18 protein-coding genes are annotated in these 18,190 nt (G+C 48.6%); 10 read left to right on the top strand and 8 right to left on the bottom strand.

The features are described from left to right. The first annotated feature begins 322 nt into the window (after window positions 1–322). Together AF331_RS18915 and AF331_RS18910 are read left to right on the top strand one after the other, a co-directional pair. Window positions 323–1,465 (top strand): sensor histidine kinase, encoded by a 1,143-nt coding sequence (locus AF331_RS18915; RefSeq protein WP_048004932.1) that lies wholly within the window; start codon window positions 323–325, stop codon window positions 1,463–1,465. Between the two features lie 30 nt (window positions 1,466–1,495). Next, window positions 1,496–2,176: a response regulator gene (locus AF331_RS18910; protein ID WP_053429575.1), complete on the top strand. Its 681-nt coding sequence runs from the start codon at window positions 1,496–1,498 to the stop codon at window positions 2,174–2,176. 44 nt (window positions 2,177–2,220) lie between these two features. Here AF331_RS18910 and AF331_RS18905 read toward each other — a convergent pair whose 3' ends face one another. Together AF331_RS18905 and treR are read right to left on the bottom strand one after the other, a co-directional pair. Continuing rightward, window positions 2,221–2,760, bottom strand: a complete 540-nt coding sequence (locus AF331_RS18905) for a YcxB family protein (RefSeq protein ID WP_053429574.1) — start codon at window positions 2,758–2,760, stop codon at window positions 2,221–2,223. 145 nt (window positions 2,761–2,905) lie between these two features. Beyond that, a complete protein-coding gene (gene treR / locus AF331_RS18900) occupies window positions 2,906–3,628 on the bottom strand; it encodes a trehalose operon repressor (protein ID WP_048004934.1) in 723 nt (240 codons plus the stop codon). A gap of 121 nt (window positions 3,629–3,749) precedes the next feature. Between treR and AF331_RS18895 the strand changes: the two genes are divergently transcribed. Beyond that, window positions 3,750–4,349: a YybH family protein gene (locus AF331_RS18895; protein WP_053072101.1), complete on the top strand. Its 600-nt coding sequence runs from the start codon at window positions 3,750–3,752 to the stop codon at window positions 4,347–4,349. 33 nt (window positions 4,350–4,382) lie between these two features. Here the strand turns inward: AF331_RS18895 and AF331_RS18890 are convergent, their stop codons facing one another. Both AF331_RS18890 and AF331_RS18885 read right to left on the bottom strand, forming a co-directional pair. Next, window positions 4,383–4,874 carry a hypothetical protein gene (locus AF331_RS18890; RefSeq protein WP_053429573.1) on the bottom strand — a complete coding sequence of 164 codons (492 nt, stop codon included), beginning with the start codon at window positions 4,872–4,874 and terminating at the stop codon, window positions 4,383–4,385. Between the two features lie 27 nt (window positions 4,875–4,901). After that, the gene (locus AF331_RS18885) at window positions 4,902–5,267 is read right to left on the bottom strand and encodes a YwqH-like family protein (RefSeq protein WP_053429572.1); all 366 of its coding nucleotides are present in this window, start codon (window positions 5,265–5,267) and stop codon (window positions 4,902–4,904) included. A gap of 235 nt (window positions 5,268–5,502) precedes the next feature. Between AF331_RS18885 and AF331_RS18880 the strand changes: the two genes are divergently transcribed. Together AF331_RS18880 and AF331_RS18875 are read left to right on the top strand one after the other, a co-directional pair. Next, on the top strand, window positions 5,503–6,045 hold the full coding sequence (locus AF331_RS18880) for a histidine phosphatase family protein (RefSeq protein WP_053429571.1): 543 nt from the start codon (window positions 5,503–5,505) through the stop codon (window positions 6,043–6,045). Between the two features lie 17 nt (window positions 6,046–6,062). After that, a complete protein-coding gene (locus AF331_RS18875) occupies window positions 6,063–6,494 on the top strand; it encodes an NUDIX hydrolase (protein ID WP_235576441.1) in 432 nt (143 codons plus the stop codon). A gap of 50 nt (window positions 6,495–6,544) precedes the next feature. Here the strand turns inward: AF331_RS18875 and treC are convergent, their stop codons facing one another. From treC to AF331_RS18860, 3 genes are all read right to left on the bottom strand, one after another. Beyond that, window positions 6,545–8,236 carry an alpha,alpha-phosphotrehalase gene (gene treC, locus AF331_RS18870; protein WP_053429569.1) on the bottom strand — a complete coding sequence of 564 codons (1,692 nt, stop codon included), beginning with the start codon at window positions 8,234–8,236 and terminating at the stop codon, window positions 6,545–6,547. A 663-nt stretch (window positions 8,237–8,899) separates the two neighbouring features. Further along, a complete protein-coding gene (gene treP / locus AF331_RS18865) occupies window positions 8,900–10,315 on the bottom strand; it encodes a PTS system trehalose-specific EIIBC component (protein ID WP_053429568.1) in 1,416 nt (471 codons plus the stop codon). A 301-nt stretch (window positions 10,316–10,616) separates the two neighbouring features. Next, on the bottom strand, window positions 10,617–10,946 hold the full coding sequence (locus AF331_RS18860) for a hypothetical protein (protein WP_053429567.1): 330 nt from the start codon (window positions 10,944–10,946) through the stop codon (window positions 10,617–10,619). A gap of 254 nt (window positions 10,947–11,200) precedes the next feature. Between AF331_RS18860 and AF331_RS18855 the strand changes: the two genes are divergently transcribed. The 3 genes from AF331_RS18855 (at window position 11,201) to AF331_RS18845 (ending at window position 14,189) form a co-directional block, all read left to right on the top strand. Then, the gene (locus AF331_RS18855; protein ID WP_053429566.1) at window positions 11,201–11,971 is read left to right on the top strand and encodes a hypothetical protein; all 771 of its coding nucleotides are present in this window, start codon (window positions 11,201–11,203) and stop codon (window positions 11,969–11,971) included. A 111-nt stretch (window positions 11,972–12,082) separates the two neighbouring features. After that, window positions 12,083–12,769, top strand: coding sequence for a response regulator transcription factor (locus AF331_RS18850; RefSeq protein ID WP_053429565.1), 687 nt, complete (start codon window positions 12,083–12,085; stop codon window positions 12,767–12,769). Then, window positions 12,753–14,189 (top strand): HAMP domain-containing sensor histidine kinase, encoded by a 1,437-nt coding sequence (locus AF331_RS18845; protein ID WP_053429564.1) that lies wholly within the window; start codon window positions 12,753–12,755, stop codon window positions 14,187–14,189. Before AF331_RS18850 ends, AF331_RS18845 begins: the two co-directional genes overlap by 17 nt. A gap of 318 nt (window positions 14,190–14,507) precedes the next feature. Here the strand turns inward: AF331_RS18845 and AF331_RS18840 are convergent, their stop codons facing one another. Further along, window positions 14,508–14,900, bottom strand: a complete 393-nt coding sequence (locus AF331_RS18840) for a hypothetical protein (protein ID WP_160316587.1) — start codon at window positions 14,898–14,900, stop codon at window positions 14,508–14,510. A gap of 406 nt (window positions 14,901–15,306) precedes the next feature. Here AF331_RS18840 and AF331_RS18835 point away from each other — a divergent pair, with 406 nt between their 5' ends. Further along, window positions 15,307–16,290, top strand: a complete 984-nt coding sequence (locus tag AF331_RS18835) for a C40 family peptidase (protein WP_053429562.1) — start codon at window positions 15,307–15,309, stop codon at window positions 16,288–16,290. 262 nt (window positions 16,291–16,552) lie between these two features. After that, entirely contained in the window at window positions 16,553–18,097 is a 1,545-nt protein-coding gene (locus AF331_RS18830; protein WP_053429561.1) for a glycosyltransferase family 2 protein, read from the top strand. Window positions 18,098–18,190 lie beyond the last annotated feature (93 nt).

The raw sequence follows: 18,190 nt of genomic DNA, 5'->3' as shown, positions 1-18,190 counted from the left end.
TTAATCTCCTCCTATAGGCGACATGGTATAATGGACGCTGATAGTCATACTTTCTACCTCCTGGAAAGGTACAGGTTTTTGCCAATGCCTTCCTTGGGTATGTAAAAGATGTAGGAATATGCCTAGATGAATAAAGGAGTTTCAACTATCCCTATGGAAATGGTTAGAGAATGCGATGTTTCGATGCTGATTGGGACTTAGGTCACTATCTTTTCGTCCGAAACGTGTTGAACATTGTTGGATGTGTACTTAGTATAGAAGTATAGCGTTTCCAACTCTAATCGATGTCCATGATTATCGTGGAACAAAAGAGGGGTGTACCGTGTCACTGAAAAAAATCGACACCAAGATCCTGGATGGAATCCTTGAGAAGATGATCGACACGGTCGATGAGAGCAAGGGTGAAATCTTTCAGATCGGTGAGCAATGCCGTAATGATTACCAAGACTTAATGCAAGAACTATTAGATGTTAAGAATAAGGTCCTGCAGGTCATCGACGAGGGGGATGAGCTCCACAAGAGGTCAAGGCTCGCACGCCTCAGGCTTTCTGAAGTGAGCAAGCATTTTCAGACCTACTCCGAAGACCAGGTGAGGGACGCCTATGAAAAAGCCCACGATTTCCAGATGAAACTTCTTATGAACCGACAGCAGGAAAAGCAGCTGCGCGACCGCCGCGATGAACTCGAACGACGCATGAGGTCATTGGGGGAAACAATCGATAAGGCGGAGAATCTCTGCTCGCAGATTTCCGTGGTTCTCAATTATTTGAACAGTGATTTACGTGAAGTGAATGAAGCCCTTGAAGACGCGAAGCAGCGTCAGGATTTCGGCCTCCAGATCATTGAAGCCCAGGAAGATGAGCGCAAGCGCGTCTCCAGGGAAATCCATGATGGACCGGCCCAGATGATGGCAAACGTCCTCATCCGTTCCGATCTCATCGAACGGGTCTTCCGTGAGAAGACGACCGATGATGCGATCAAAGAAATCCGCGATCTGAAACGCATGGTCCGCTCGGCTCTCTATGAGGTCCGTCGAATCATTTACGACCTGCGTCCCATGGCACTTGATGATTTGGGACTCGTGCCGACGCTCAAGAAATACTTGAGTACCATCGAAGAATACAACGATAAGACGAGCATCCAGTTCATCAACATGGGTCTCGATATCCGGCTCCCGCCGAAGTTCGAAGTCGCCCTCTTCAGAATGGTGCAGGAAAGCGTCCAGAACTCGCTCAAGCATGCCGAGGCCACACACATTCAAGTAAAAGTGGAAGTAAAGAAAGACAATATAACCGTCGTCATCAAAGACAACGGCAAGGGATTCGATCTACATACACAAAAAACGGGATCCTTTGGCATCATGGGGATGAAAGAGCGTGTCGACCTTCTGGAAGGAGACATCACGATCGACTCAAAAGTAGGAGGCGGGACAGTCATACTGATCCGCGTACCTCTGAATATGTAAATTTTTCTAAGGTTTAGGGAGGCGAATGACATGGCAACAACTAATATCGTTATCATCGATGATCATCAGCTATTTCGTGAAGGGGTAAAACGGATTTTGGAATTCGAACCTTCATTCAACGTAGTAGCAGAAGGGGATGACGGAGCAGATGCCTCAGGTCTGGTGGCAGAGCACGAGCCGGATGTCGTCCTCATGGACATCAATATGCCTGAAATCAACGGCGTCGAGGCAACGCGCGAGCTCATGGATAAATATCCGGAGACAAAAGTCATCATCCTCTCCATCCACGATGATGAGAACTACGTAAACCATGCCCTGAAAACAGGTGCTCTTGGCTACCTGCTTAAGGAAATGGATTCCGATGCCCTTGTGGACGCAGTCAAAATCGTGGCTGAAGGTGGATCATACATCCATCCGAAAGTGACGCACAACCTGGTGGCTGAATATCGCCGCCTGGCCAATGCATCCAATTCAGGCGGATTCCAGCAATCCGAAGTTCGCCGCCCGCTTCACCTCCTCACGCGCCGTGAGTGTGAAGTCCTGCAGATGCTTGCAGATGGGAAGAGCAACCGTGGGATCGGTGAAGCCCTCTACATCAGTGAGAAAACCGTCAAGAACCACGTCAGTAACATCCTTCAGAAGATGAATGTGAACGACCGAACGCAAGCAGTTGTCACAGCCATCAAAAATGGTTGGGTGGAAGTACGATAATACGAATTATGAGAAGGCAGCCATTCTGGCTGCCTTCTTTTTGCTTACATAAACTTCACTTTCCGCTCGTCAACTTGATCCCTTAACAACTTCTTGAATTGGGCTATTTCTGAATCAGAATCAAAAAAACGTTTAGGGAGGATAATCGCTTTCGATTTTGATACATATAGCCGGAACATATCCTTGTTCTCATGTACCGAGCGGAGGTTACTCCACTCAAAGTACCCTGCGGATCGGCCGAACGTTTGTTGGATTTCGTTCTCGGAAAACGTATAGGTTATTTTATTCTGAATTAACGGGTCACTTTTATATTCTTTTGAAGACCTTACCTTCACGGCAGTTCTTCCGATCAGTAACACAAGCAACGAACTCACCAGTGAAATAACTCCGTAGAGTCCAATAAAATAGATATAGACATCAAGTTCAACCATTGTACTCGTTGGGATTGCGAAGATAAGGAATACCACCACCAATAGAAAATAGAACGTAATGGTATGAAACTTCTTGAAATGATACAACCCGAATGTAGTGAATTCTTCTTTTGTGACGGTTCCATTAACCGTCAACCCCTTCTCTGTCAGCAAGTTTAACTCCCCCTGAGTAAAAATCCCTTAATTGTCCTTTTTATGTATTTTTAGGTCATTACCTCTACTTAATCATAGAAAGGACGTTGAATTCAAGACGTAAAGTAAGAAAAAAGCCACGGCATCCACCATGGCTTTTCCTCTATCAATGCTTTCGCCTCGCAAAATCTACAAACCGGAACATATCCAGCCTGTGACGTGATTCTGTGTATTCAAAACGGACGGCGTCCTTCAAGTGGACCATGTTCCGCACAACGACCACATGATCATATCCTTTCAGATCCAAGAGCTTCTCGTCCTCTTCCGTACAGGGCTCCACGACGATTTCCTTTTTGGCAAAATCGATGGGGAGTCCGAGGGTGCCTTCGAGATGCTCATAAATTGAGTTCTCGCAGATTTCCTGGGTGAGGAGAGGGACGCGGGACTTCAGGAAATACGACTTATCGAGGATGATCCGTTCCCCGCCGATTTCACGGGAGCGGGCCACCTCCCATACTTCATCGCCGACGGTGGTCTGGAGAAGGGAGGCGAGCTGATCATCAGCCAGGATGAGACCGAAACGGTGAACATGTGTCTTGATCGATTCGCGGCCCATGGATTGCTGCAGTTCTTTGAAGCTCACGAGTCCCGAGACGGGGAAGTTCATCCGGGATACGTCCAGGACAAGGGATCCCTTTCCGCGCAGCTTCTGGATGTATCCGTTCTGTGCAAGCATCGTAAGCGCCTTGCGGATCGTTTCCCGGGAGGTATCGTACATGTCGGACAGTTCATTCTCCGAAGGGAGGATTGTGTCGGGTGCGTAGGTACCGTTCTGTATATGGTCCGATAAATCGGTATAGATCTGATAATATTTATTCCGTTTTGTCATTATGATCACCTGCTCTCATTTTACCATATCTGTCACAAAGAATTGAGAATCGACTTGAGTGTTGCGAATATTTTCAATAGAATGGAGATAGTGCAAATCTAATGAATAAGGGTGAAGAGCATTGTCGAAACAGCATTGGAAAAAAATCATGTTGGGTATAGGCATCAGTACGTTGCTTCTCGGGGCGTGCAGCGCAGACGAAGAGAAGAAGGAAGACAAGAAAACGTCCGAAGAATCCAAAGCAGATGAAAGCAAAAAGAGCGAGGAACAGGTTCAACAAGAGCTCCCGACCTCCGAAAATGACAAAATTGTCGAACGGGCCCAGAAGCTGGAGGAAGCAGAAGGAATCCCTGCCGAAGATAAAGAAGAGTTGACCCAAACGTTTGATCAATACATCAAGACCTTCAATGAGAAGGACTATGATGCGTATATGAATCTCATCTCGAAACAACCGATCAACTTCAAATACGAAGATGAAGAAAAGTACGTGAAGCAGATCTTTGATTCCGTCGATTCAAAGCGTACGGCTGAAAACGTCAAGATCATCAACTTCAATGAAGCGAAGGCAGACGTATACGCTGAAATCAGCGCAACCACCAAGGATCCCGACAGCGGGAAAGAAGTGACGCGATCCGGCCGTCAGGTAACGGTATTCAAGAGTCAGGATGACGGATGGAAGGTTGTAGCGATCTTCTTCCAGGCAAGCGATGACGAAGAATGAGAAAGAGGACTGCTCCTGATGGGGCAGTCCTTTTTATGCGGGCTTCCTTAAAAACCTGGAACGGATCCACAGGATGATGCCTGCAAATCCGTATGATAAGACAAGCACGAATGCGATTCCCGCTACATTCTTCCAAGTGAGCTCGCCGTGGATGAGAGAGACGATGAACAATGTGCCGGAAGAAATTGTCGACGCGATCACGATGAAGAGTGCATAAACGAGAATCGCGATTCTCAAAAACTTCTTCAGTGGCGTCAGTTCTTCAGGTGGACCGGGCATTGAAGGCTGAACCTCAGACGCGGACACCTTTGGAAAGAAGCGAGCGCGTATCCAAAAGATGATGCCAACAACAAGGATATTCACACCCCCGGCGATCAAGAAGGCAAGATAATCCGTAAGAGGATGCTTGCTGATCATACTCAAGGCAGTGATCAGTGGTATGATTCCCACTATCAGGCCAAGAATTCCGAATGCGAGCAGAATCATGCGGTATGTATTCAGCTTGAAATGTTGTTCTGGGGTCATGGATTAAATCCCTTCTAAAGAGGTTCGTTACATGATCGGATCCTTCTTATTCTCTTCTTCGAGACGCTTGACCTCTTTGTCCATACTCACTTCGAGGGCAGCGATCTCCGCTTCAAGAGAGGAAATCTTCGATTCGATGGATGTGATGGCAGAGTCCATCTGACTTTGGGAGATATCCCGATAGGCTTCGTTGAACTGTTCGCGGACTTCTTCAAACTCGTTGGCGCGGGTTCCCTGCCAGGTCGTTGCACTGAGCTCGGGCTGCTTTACTTTTTGAGTATACTGATTGAATTCACCTTGGAGTTGATTCATGTTGGTTTTGGAGGTCCTCAGACGTTCAAGCTGCTTACGCTTTTCCCCGATCTGTGAGACCATGAATGATAGGTAGGACAAAGGATTCAGCCCCTTCAAAAATGTGTTGTATATACCTATGTTATGGTATCAAATGGAAACATTTAAGATAAATAGGTCTAAGATACCAAAAAAGGAGGTTGTTGAGAGGAAGAGTGGTACAGGTTACTATATACCCATATTTAAGAAATATAATCTAACATTTTACAAAAAAGGGTATCATTCATCACGAGAAGAATAAAGAAATAGACAAAGAGTGACATAGGGGGGATAGAGGATGAACAAAACCATTTATCTTGTCAGGCACTGCAAGGCAGAAGGGCAGGCGCCTGATGCCCGGTTGACCAGAGAAGGAAAAGAACAGGCAGATCGTGTCACAGCCTTTTTCAAAGGGATCAGCGTGGACGCCATCTTGACGAGTCCGTATCTGAGAGCGGTCGATACGGTCAGGGGACTGGCAGAGGATCACGGGATCCCTCTTAAAGAAGAGACACGCCTTTCGGAAAGGGTCCTGGCAGGGCAGGATCAGCCCGAGTGGCTGTCCATGCTGGAAAGGACCTTCACGGATCTGGAGCTCTCATATCCAGGCGGAGAGTCCAGTCGGCAGGCAATGGAGAGGGGGATGGAGGTAATCGATGACGTGTTGCAACGCCAACACCACGTCACCGTCATGGCCACCCATGGGAACCTCATGGCTCTTTTACTGAAACGATTCGATGTCACATTTGGTTTCACACAGTGGAAGACTTTATCGAATCCGGATATCTACCGACTCGATTTCTCGGTAGAGGCCCCGGTCATCAAAAGGGTATGGAAATGAGCGATTATATCAAGGAAATGAGAAGGTTGATAGGGACCCAGCCCTTGATGGTAGCAGGAGCCACTGTCCTATGCATAAATGAGAGAAAAGAACTGCTCCTTCAGTACCGATCTGATGCCGATATATGGGGGCTTCCCGGCGGGGTGATGGAGTATGGTGAAAGCCTTGAAGAGACGGCAGGCCGTGAACTCCATGAAGAAACGGGACTCCTTGCAGGGGAATTGCAGTTCATTCGGATCCTTTCGGGACCGGAGGAATGCCACACGTATCCGAACGGTGATCAAATCTACGGTATCACAGCGGTGTACCTGGCCCGGACGACCACGGGTACGCTTAAAATCACAAGAGAATCCAGGGAGCTAAGGTACTTCCCGCTTGATGACCTGCCATCCCCACTGGTTCCGAAAGCCAGGAGGATCGTCAACGAACTGAGTCCAGAATGGATGTAAGCATCATAAAAAAACGGGCGACCTGAAGGGGCTGCCCGTTTTTTGCATTGTTATTTCGTCAAGCGGAACACGACGGATTCATAAGGTCGAAGGTTCATATGGGTATACACATTGGCGGTATCTTCATAGTTGGAGAGCAGGATGTCACTCGTCCAACCATTCACGTCCACCTCTTCAGGCAGGGTAAATGTGGCGTCTGTTCCGTAGAAATTATTCACTACAAGCAGTTTTTCGTCCTCTCCGTTCCGCACATAGGCGAACAGCTGTGGGTCGTCTTCGAGGATGAGCTGGTAATCACCATCCGTGATCACGTCGTACTCTTTCCTTAGCTTGATCAGCTTTTGGTAATGATAGAACACAGATGATGGATCATCCATGGCGTCCTCAGCGTTGAACTCCCTGAAGTTCTTCGCAACAGGGATCCAAGGCTGTCCGGAAGTGAATCCTGCGTTTTCACTTCCGTCCCACTGAACAGGCGTACGAGAGTTATCACGGGATTTGTGTCGTAGAATCTCAAGGATTTCGTCTTCCGATTTCCCTTGTTCCTTCATGATGTTGAACATATTGATCGACTCCACGTCCCGATACTCATCGATGCTCGTGAACTTCGGATTCGTCATCCCGAATTCTTCCCCTTGGTAAATATAAGGCGTCCCCTGCATCATGTGAATCGTCGTAGCCAGCATTTTCGCAGATTCTTTATGGAACTCTCCGTCATTTCCGTAGCGGCTCACGATTCGTGGCTGGTCGTGGTTACACCAGAAGAGGGCGTTCCATCCTCCGCCGTCATGCATTTCCTTCTGCCAGGTGGAGAGGATGTCCTTGAGCTGCTGGAAGTCGAAGTCGGCGACCGTCCATTTCTCACCGCCGGGGTAATCCACCTTCAAGTGGTGGAAGTTGAACGTCATGCTGAGTTCGTTCCGGTCCGGGCGTGAGTATTTGATGCAGTTATCGATCGTCGTAGACGACATCTCCCCGACGGTCATGATGTCGTGCTTCGAGAAGACTTCACGGTTCATCTCCTGCATGTAATCATGGACTTTAGGACCGTCCGTGTAAAACTTGCGTCCGTCTCCGGGAGCCGTGGAGCCGTCGTCATCAGGGAAACGCTGATCTTTTGAAATCAAGTTGATGACGTCCAGGCGGAAGCCGTCGACGCCCTTATCTAGCCAGAAGAGCATCATGTCATAGAGCTTGCGGCGGACAGCGTCATTTTCCCAGTTGAGGTCGGCCTGTGTGACATCAAAGAGATGAAGGTAGTATTGACAGGTCGCTTCGTCATACTGCCAGGCGTTGCCGCCAAACTTGGACTGCCAGTTCGTCGGCTCGGATCCGTCGGGCTTGCCATCGCGCCAGATGTAGAAGTCACGGTATTCGCTGTCTTTTGACTGGCGAGACTCGATGAACCACTGGTTCTCTGTGGAAGTGTGGTTGATGACGATGTCGAGGATGACTTTGATGCCGCGGGCGTGTGCTTCGCTCAGGAGGTTCTCGAAGTCTTCCATGGTGCCGTATTCGGCGTGGATGGAGAAGTAGTCGCTGATGTCGTAGCCGTTGTCGCGTTGCGGGCTTTCGTAGATGGGGGTGAGCCAGATGACGTCGACGCCGAGTTTGTTGAGGTAGTCGAGTTTTTGGGTGATGCCTTGGATGTCTCCGACTCCGTTTCCTGTTGTGTCGTTGAAGCTTTTGGGGTAGATCTGGTAGACGGCTGCTTTTTTCCACCATGGTTGTGGTTGGGTCATTTGGGACACCTTCCTTTTAGTGTGGTTTTTTAGGGTGTGGTTCATGGGTTACTGAATTGGGTTCGTGCCTTTCCGCTTCGGCCACCTGCTTTCCTCGGGGAGGGTGTTGAGCCGCTTCGGCTGGCGCCTGCAGGGTCTCAACTTACCCTCTCTTCCCGTAGGAGTCAGGTGGCCTTCGCTGCAAGGCACTTGTGGTGGTAGGGCGGACGGTATGTTCGACATCCTTATAGGTTTGAAAAACATCTTCTACTTCATAGACTATTTAACTGGTTCGTGCCTTTCCGCTTCGGCCACCTGCTTTCCTCGGGGAGGGTGCCTGAGCCGCTTTGGCTTCGCCTGCAGGGTCTCAAGCTACCCTCTATTCCCGTAGGAGTCAGGTGGCCTTCGCTGCAAGGCACTTTGTGGTGGTAGGGTGGATGTTATGTTCGACATCCATTTTAGTAGGTTTGAAAGAAACCTCTCTACTTCGTGATGAGTGTTTCGATCTTATGTGAGTATGAACGTCACGCCTTAGCACTACTCCCCATTCTGTCCAAAATCAATTGTGTGTAGCAACCTTTCATCACGGTTGCTTTTTATTTTAGATTGATAAAAAGGGAGCGGGACTGGTTGTCCTTGTCGCTCCCTCATTTTAACTTGTATATACAAGTTGGTTCAACTGTTTTAGCTGATTTTGTTTTTGCTGAATTTGGCAAATAGGATGGTGAGCAGGAATGGGATGATGATACAGATGACCATTCCGATGGCGAATGTCAGGTAGTATTGCGGTTTGAAGGAGAAGATACCTGGGATTCCTCCTACGCCGATGGAGAAGGCTTCGGTGCCTGTTGTGGCCAGCAGGACGCCTCCGACGGCGGAACCGATGATGGCTGCGATGAACGGGAATTTGTAGCGCAGGTTGACCCCGAACATGGCAGGTTCAGTGACTCCGAGATAAGCGGAAAGGGCGGAGGTACCGGCCAGGCCGCTCAGTTTTTGGTTTTGTTTTTTCGCAAGGAACATCATGGCTAGTGCGGCAGATCCCTGTGCGATGTTGGATAGAGCCAGGATCGGCCATAGGAATGTTCCGCCTGTGTTGGATACAAGCTGCAGGTCGACGGCCAGGAACGTATGGTGCATCCCGGTGATGACCATGACCGCGTACAATCCACCGTACAGTAGACCACCGAGCCAGCCGAAGTGACTGAAGATCCAGATGACGCCGTCTGTCAGTTGGTTACCGATGAAGAACGTGATCGGACCGATGACGATGAATGAAAGTAGTCCAGTGACGAGCAAGGCAACAGGTGCTACAACCAACAGTTTGATTGAATCATGTACATGTTTATCCAAGAAACGCTCAATTTTCGCTAATACATAAGAAGCAACGAGGATCGGAAGAACTTGTCCCTGATACCCGATTTTGTCGATTTCAAGACCGAAGATGTTCCAAGTCGGGATCTTCTCAGCAGATCCGTATGCCCATGCATTGAGAAGGTCCGGATGGACAAGAATCAATCCAAGAACAATCCCAAGCAGCGGATTCCCGCCAAAACGCTTCATGGCCGACCAACCGATGAGTGCAGGAAGGAAGGTGAAGGCCGTATTGGCGATCAGGTTGATGATATTGGTGAGGTCTGCCCATTGTGGATAGACGTCGATGACGGACTTATTGTCGAAAAAGATTCCGGGACCCGTAAGGATATTGTTCAGCCCCATTAGAAGACCCGCCATGACGATGGCCGGCAGGATCGGGATGAAGATGTCAGCTAAGGTCTTGATGGCCCGTTGAAGCGGATTCAAATTCTTGGACGCTTCATTCTTCACGTCTTCCTTTGATACTTCCTGGATGCCTGTTTCCTCTGCAAGAATTTTATAGGCCTTATCGACGAGCCCCTGACCGATGACGACCTGGAACTGTCCGTTTGAAGAGAATGATCCCTTTACGATATCGATATCATCCAATTTCTCTTTATCTACTTTTCCTTCATCCTTCAGAATAAGACGAAGACGTGTCACGCAATGTGTCGCGGTCGAAATATTGTCCGCTCCTCCGATGGCCTCGATGATCTGTTTAACCGATTGTCTATCCACACTCATGTGTATCCCTCCCAAAATGTGTTCGCTTACATTTGTAACAACCATTCCCCATATGGAATGAGTAGAAACTCCTAATCTATCGGTAACGCTTTCAAAATACTGTGTTGTATATACAAGATCTAGTTCAATTGTAATCTTGTATATACATGTTGTCAATATAAATGTAGAGCGTTTTCATAATTAGTGTCTATATAAAATTACATAGCAAAAACCCCCAAATGGGCATCTACAAGAAGATGCCCATTTGGGAGTTGATGTAACAACTATAAAATAGTTTTGCATTGAATATTTTAATAGGGGATTAGAGGTATTTCCAGATTGTTACTCCGTTTGTTAATTTAAGTATACTCGGACAGTCATTATATAGAGATACCTCTATAAGATCGCCTTTATGATTAGCCAGCCACTTATAAATAACATTGTCCACGTCATGTGGTTCAGATAAAATGTTATCCACTCTAAATATAGCTGAGTCGTATTCTTTGAAATTAACATCATCATCTTCATATCCATTATCTGTTTCAAAAATAGTATCTAATTTCCCACTTACTTTTAGTCCATTTTCCCACTCCATTACTATGGTAGATTTCCTATGGTCTTTTAAAGCTTTGATCAAAGGATCATAACCCATACCTTAACCTCTTTTCTAATCTGGAATAGATGGCATGTGCGTCTCATTCTTTGAGTGATGTATTAAAGTTTCGGGGTGAGGTATTTTTAACATATAAAGGTTTATATACAGATATAACCATGGATAAACCTGAATTAGTAGCGAATTCTGAAAGATAAGTTTCTCCCCCGACATCCTCCTGACACATTCACCCCCTACAATCATTCTTGCAAGGCTAAAATCTACAAATTCAAAATGAACTGGAGGTAGGTAAGATGTTGAATGTACTATCGGCAAAAGTGGTGGCGGGTGCATTGTCATTGGGAATTCTGGCGCCGGCTGCGTATACGGCGACGACGCAGGATACGGCGGATCAGCCGCAGGTGGAGGAGAAGCAGCAGCTTGATGAGGAAACAAAGTCCAAGCTGGATGAAATCAAGGGCCAGGTGGAGGATGGGACCATCACGAGGGATGAGGCGAAAGAAAAGCTCGATGAGTTGGGGATCCGTCCTCCGGGGCGCGGTGGCCATCACGGCGCACCAGGTATGGAGCTTGATGATGAGACCAGACAAAAGCTGGATGACATCCGTGACAAAGTGAAGTCGGGTGATATGACGGAGGAAGAAGCGAAGGAAAAGATCGCAGATCTCGGTATCGAGATGCCGCAGCGCCCGGACGGGATGGATGAGGAGACTCACCAGAAGACCCATGACATCCGCGACCGCTATATGGCCGGCATGATCACAAAGGATGAGGCGCAGAAGGAGCTTGATGAGCTCGATGTGGACTTCGACCTCGACAAGATGCCGGATCCGTTTGCCGATCTGGATGCAGAAACGAAGAAAAAAGCCCAGGCCATCCTGAAGAAGGCGGTCGAGGGGACCATCACCCGGGAAGAAGCGCATGAGCAGCTTGAGGATCTCGGCGTGAAGATGAAAGGCCCGCGCGGTGGCGGTGATCACGGTCCAGACAGCAGTACGAAGGAAGGCGATCAGTCTGATGACAAGACCGATCTGGATGCATCCCAGACCAGCGTGACCCTTTGACCCCTTTCATATAAATGAGAGTGCCGTCCCCCTGGCACTCTTTCTTTTTCCCCAAGCATTTCTTCCCCACCCCATTTTCCCTTATAATGCATCTATAGGAGGATTTCTCATATGAAAACCATACAGATCGTTGAAGATGAAATCACCATATCCAGGGTCCTGAAGGCGTACATGACGAAAAACGGCTTTGACGTAGTGCAATCGTACTCAGGCAGCGAGGCCATGAAGGATTATAGGGATGTGCAGCCGGATCTTGTGCTTCTCGATGTCATGCTGCCGGACGGTGATGGCTGGTCGGTCCTGGAGTCAATCAGGACTCTGGCCCCGACGCCTGTCATCATGCTCACGGCCCTCGGCGACGTGGACCATCGTCTGAAGGGGCTGACTTCAGGTGCCGATGATTACATTGCGAAGCCGTTCATCGGGGATGAAGTCGTCGCACGCGTCCAGGCCGTTCTGAGAAGGAGTGGACCCGTGTACGATACTGGAAGCGTAAGGCTCTATGGTGATCTGAAAATAAACCGCCAGTCCCATACCGTTCACTTGAAAGGGGAGGAGATCACGCTGACGCCGCGGGATCTTTCCGTCTTTCTATTTCTGAGTGACCACCCGAATCAGACGTTCACGCGCGAGCAGCTCATCGACCGGGTGTGGGGCATGGATTATGAAGGAAGCGACCGCGCCGTGGATCTTGCCGTGAAGCGGATCCGGAAGTCACTGGAGGAGTGGCCGAAGGAGCAGGGGGAGATCCGTACGCTCAGGGGATTGGGGTATCAGTTCAGTGTTCACCAAGGCTAAAGAGCCTGGCCGCCAGACGCTCCTCCGCTACTGGACGACCCGCTACCTCATCACCCTCGTCGTCGGACTCCTCGTCATCGCCCTCATCTCGGTGATCTGGATCCGGAAGACGACGATTGATAACCGCCTGAACCTGACCCAGGTCATGGCCCAGGAGCTCGCCGACCGGATCGTGACGGAAGACGGACAGATCCTCATTCCGCCTGTCTTGAAGGACGTCGTCGAAGAGCGGAGCAAGCTCCTTAACCTTGATGAGCCGCCGTCCACCTTCGTCGTCGATCCCGAAGGCAACGTCCTCTCCGACAAGAACCATTTCCGCGGAGGACCACCGGGAGCTCAGCCACAAGCACAAAAGATCTCGCCGTCATTCTTTGAGAAAAGAAAGGTAGAGATCGACCTTGGTGAAGAAGGGAAGGCGTACGCCATCAGCCAGCCGGTGAAAAACGGTGATGATGTCCTCGGCTATGTGGTCATGCTGAACCTCGAGAAGGATCTCGGGAAAGTGAACCAGGAGTACCGGCTACTCGCCATCCTCCTGGTGAGCCTCGGTTTGCTTGGCTGGCTCGTCATCTACTATCTGTCACGCAAGCTGTCGGCACCGATCTCGGAAGTCGCGAGTGCGGCGAGAGTCGTAAGCGAAGGGAATTACAACGTCAGCCTGAAAGAACCCGCCAAGGAGAAGGAAATTTACGAGCTCGTGGACTCCTTCCAGCAGATGGCCGAGAAGCTTCAGCATCTAGAGCAGTTCAGATCGGAACTCCTTGCTGGTGTCACCCACGATCTGAAGACGCCGGTCACCTCCATCAGCGGCCTAATCCAGGCGGTGAAGGACGAGGTCGTGACCGAGGACGAAGCGAAGGAATTCCTCGACATCTCCCTGAAGGAAGTGGACCGCCTGCAGCGGATGATCGGCGACCTTCTTGACTTCAACTCCTTCTCATCAGGAGCCATCCCCGTGCGGAAAGAGACCGTCTCCATGAACGACCTTGTGGAGGATATCGTGAATCAGTGGAAGCAGACCCAGGTGAACGAGTCGTTCCAGCTGGAAGTGGAGACACCTCCTGAAGACATGGAAGCGGACGTGGATCCCCTGCGGGTCGAGCAGATCCTCATCAACCTCCTAAACAACGCCCGACAGGCTCTCCCTGAAGCAGAAGGCAGTCTGCGTGTGAAGCTAGAGCGGAAAGGGGAGTTCTGCACCGTATCGGTCAGCGATACCGGGAGCGGGATACCGGAAGCAGAACAAGCGCTGGTATTCGAACGCTTCTACCGCGGGGAAGATAAGAAACTCAAGACGCGCGGCCTCGGGCTGGGACTGCCGTTTTCCCGGATGCTCGCCCAGGCCCACGGAGGCAGCCTTCGCCTGGAGAGTAGCTCGTCTGAAGGGACGATGTTTGTGGTGGAGTTTCCTATTAGATAGGAGCTGTCACGAGACTTGAAAATAAACAATGAAAGTTGAAAGTAATCACTTGAAGTTGAACGTTATGTAGCATAGTTGAAAATGGGAATTGAGTCGAACATCAAAGTTGAAAGTAAATCATCGAAAGTTAAAAGTAAATCGGCAACAGTTGAAAGTAAATCCATTAGAGTTGAAAGAAAAGGGCTGGCGCACAGGAGCAATCACCCCGCCAGCCTTCCATTTCAGCCGATTTTCGTGCATTTGAGTAGCGCTTGCAGTCCCCTTATTCAACAATCCATAAAAAAAGAAGCCCATCCAACTAAGGCTTCCTAATCAACATTAGTTAAACCGCCATCCATCTTCCCCAAAACGAACTTGCTCATCCTCTTTCGGAATCTCAAAGGATTCCAGATAATACTCGCCCTCTCCCAGCTCAACCGTACGATAGTTCTTCGGCTGGTCAAGAGGCCGTATAATCGTCGCCGTCAGACGTGTATGGGCGGGATCTTCCTTCTTCCCCAGCAATATGACGTGATGTTGGTACTGATCATAGGTTTGATTTGTATTCGTCCATAATACGTGGTGAATCTCATCATCCTTTACGAGGGCGTATCCGATCCGATCGTCCTTCAGAAGGAACAAAACCGCTTCTAACCCATCCTCAATCAAGTGGCTCTGCAGTATCTCCTCGACATGGATTTCCTGAGCAGCAGCCTCGATCTTATCCTTCATCGACAGGGGAGCAGTCTCTCCCTCTTTCTGTACCCACAACAAACCCCCCGCGAGAATCCCGACAAACAATATAGAAGAAAAAAGCAAAATCTTCTTCAACATTCAACCCCATTTCTCTTCAAAATACGGTAAACCGTTCTGATTAGTATTATACCTTAATATCCCAAAACATGTTAATTCCTTCCTTATAAAGCCCCCAATATAGGAAACAGCCCCCATAAATACCCCAAACCACCTATGAACAAACCAAACTACCATCATTACCACAAATTACTAAACGTGATTATACTGGGCTTTCTTCCATGTTTTTCTTCACATAAGAAAATAAGCCTATTAACCTATCGGACTAGTTCGGAGATAATGGGTAGGCGTGCAAAAACGACATTATTTGCGAAGGAGAAAGATCTTGAAGAAAACGATAATCGCTTTTACAACTGCTGCTGTTCTGTCATCTATGGCTGTCGATTCGATTGAGGCTGCCTCTTATAAAGTAAAGTCTGGGGATACGCTTTCTGGAATCGCCGTTAAATACAATACAAGTGTCTCAAGTCTGAAATCCATGAACAAACTCAAGTCCGATATGATCTATGTGAATCAAGTATTGGAAGTGTCGAAATCGACAACGTCATCATCATCTACTACCACGTACACCGTGAAGTCCGGTGACTACCTGTCGAAGATCGGTCAGAAGTACAATGTGTATGTAGCGGATCTGAAGAAATGGAACAATCTAAAGAGTGACCTGATTTATCCTGGTCAAAAATTGATCGTGTCCGGAAGCTCGAAGTCCACTTCGACCTCGACCACTACGGCTTCAAAACCGTCGACGTCCGGAAGCTATACGGTCAAATCCGGTGACTCTTTATCCTACATCGCGTACAAATATGATGTAACCATTTCACAATTGAAGTCATGGAATAAGCTTACGTCCAACACGATCTATGTCGGTCAGAAGCTCAAGGTGAGCGGCTCGACCTCTACTTCCACTTCAACCGGAACGGTCAAAACCACAAGCACGGGCACACAGACCCCGTCATCATCCACGGTCGTGAACGTGGCGAAGAAGTACCTCGGCACCCCGTATAAATGGGCCGGTACGACGCCGTCCGGATTCGACTGCAGTGGGTTCATCTACTATGTATTCAACGAAGCGGGCTACTCCATCTCCCGTACGAGCACGGAAGGCTACTATAGCCAGGCGAAATCCGTCTCCAATCCGGTTCCGGGTGACCTCGTATTCTTCGAAAATACATACAAAGCCGGCATCAGCCACATGGGAATCTACCTCGGCAACGGGGAATTCATCCATGCATCTGACAGCGGCGTTGTGGTGACGAAACTGAATAATACGTATTGGGCTCCGAAGTTTGTCGGATATAAACGTTTCTAAATGGAACATAGAGCTGTGAGAATGGCACGCTGGTGCTGTCTCACAGCTTTTTTTGTATAATAGGAGAAAAGATTCATTTGTAGATTTTTGTAAAATGAACGAAACCTTTTAGGACCTCTATGCGTCTAATGAATATCTGAAAAGGTGGATTCCTCTGCAAGTTGTTATTTATTTGAAGTCCTGATAGAATGAACTATTGGTCCGGCTGTTAGCAGACGACCATAATATTTGTGAACATATCACGAATTAGGAGACTATGAATATGAAATTAAAAGACCTTTTACCCTTCACGAAGAGTGAAGACGAGAAGTATTTCGAACGGATTCCATACAGCATTCATAATCATAAAGCACTCACCAAGAAGACTGACGTTGCTGTCGTCGTCCCGGTTTATAATGCAGAGAAATACCTGAGACAGACCGTGGATTCGGTTATTGTCCAAACACACGGATTTCAGAACATTACCTTGATCCTTGTGGATGACGGTTCGAAGGACAAATCTAGGCATATGATGTTGCGCTATGCGGAGCTCTATCCCAATATCGTCGCCATCTTCCTCGAGAAGAATACAGGGACGCCTGCGTTCCCGCGTAATCTCGGGGCCCATCTTGCAAACTCGGAATATATCACGTTCCTGGATGCCGATGACTGGCTGGAGCACGACGGGATCCGTCAGCTTCATACGCTCATGGAAGAAACCAAATGTGATTATGCCGTCGGGAAGACGGTACAGATCGATTCCAAGGAAGAGAAGATCATCGGTCGCTATGAATCGTGCATGGAGCGTAGGAATGTATCGCCTTATTCGATTCCGCATATCTTCTACCATCTCGGACCGCGTGCCCGGATGCTGAGGTTATCGTTTATCAAGAAGCATAAGATCCGCTATCCGGAGATGAAGTTTGCCGAGGACAAGCAATTCTTTATCGATGTCCTTACACAGGTAGGCAAAATTTCGACTACGACGGAGCCGATCTATTTCTTGAACCGTATCCCGGATAATGTGTCACTCACGAAACAAACGGATATCGTCGAGAAGATGGATACGAACATTGCTGTGCTGAAATATGTGATGCAGAAGAATCTTCCTGAAGAAGAAGAGAAAATGATCGTCAATCGCCTTGTGGAGTTTGACAGCATCACGCGCCTATTCGACCGGAAGCACTTTATCCGCAGTGAAGACCGGACACCGTACTTCCAGAAGTTCGAGGAAGTGATGAGGGTCTTCTATTCATTCAACCGCAGCTATCAGCTGGAAGATATTATGAAGAAGCCGCTCAACAAACGCTACTTCACCTATCTTGCCCAGAAGGATTATGATAAAGTCATCGAGCTGTCGACCTGGTCGAAATTCAATGGCGAGCGCTCGTATCAAGTCATTGATGGACTGCCGTACACCGTTGCGCATCTTGCGGACGGCACCGATGTGAACATCGAAATCCCGGTTGAAGCCAAGCTCGTCAGTGAGAAGCAGACCGGAAATGGCGTCACCTTCACGGTCGAGATGAAGGGGCATGACATTCCTGAGATCCAAGGCGTGGACTTCCAGCATCGTGATTACATCACGGAAGTATACAATGTAGCGGGCCAAGTCGAGCAGGCGGGCAGTATGGTGACCATCACCCTGGCGCCTGAAGATATGGAGAAGGTCGGCAAAGGAAAGTATATGATGGCCCTCCGGTATGAAGATTACGAGAGACTCATGGTGCTGAAAGATGCGGAAGCCGTTTGCAAGCTGAAGAGCGGCAAGAATTCGTATCAATTCTATCGCACGGTAAAGGGAAATCTGTCTCTTCGAGTGAAATAAATCAGAAAAGGAGCTGCTCATGGGTAGCTCCTTTTTGTATGGGTATAACTACCAGAGTCCAGTGTGTGTCGCCCTCTCCAAAAACGGGTATGG

Source organism: Rossellomorea marisflavi, from assembly GCF_001274775.1.
In the GTDB taxonomy this organism is placed as follows: domain Bacteria; phylum Bacillota; class Bacilli; order Bacillales; family Bacillaceae_B; genus Rossellomorea; species Rossellomorea marisflavi.
This window is presented reverse-complemented; position numbering and strand designations above follow the sequence as displayed.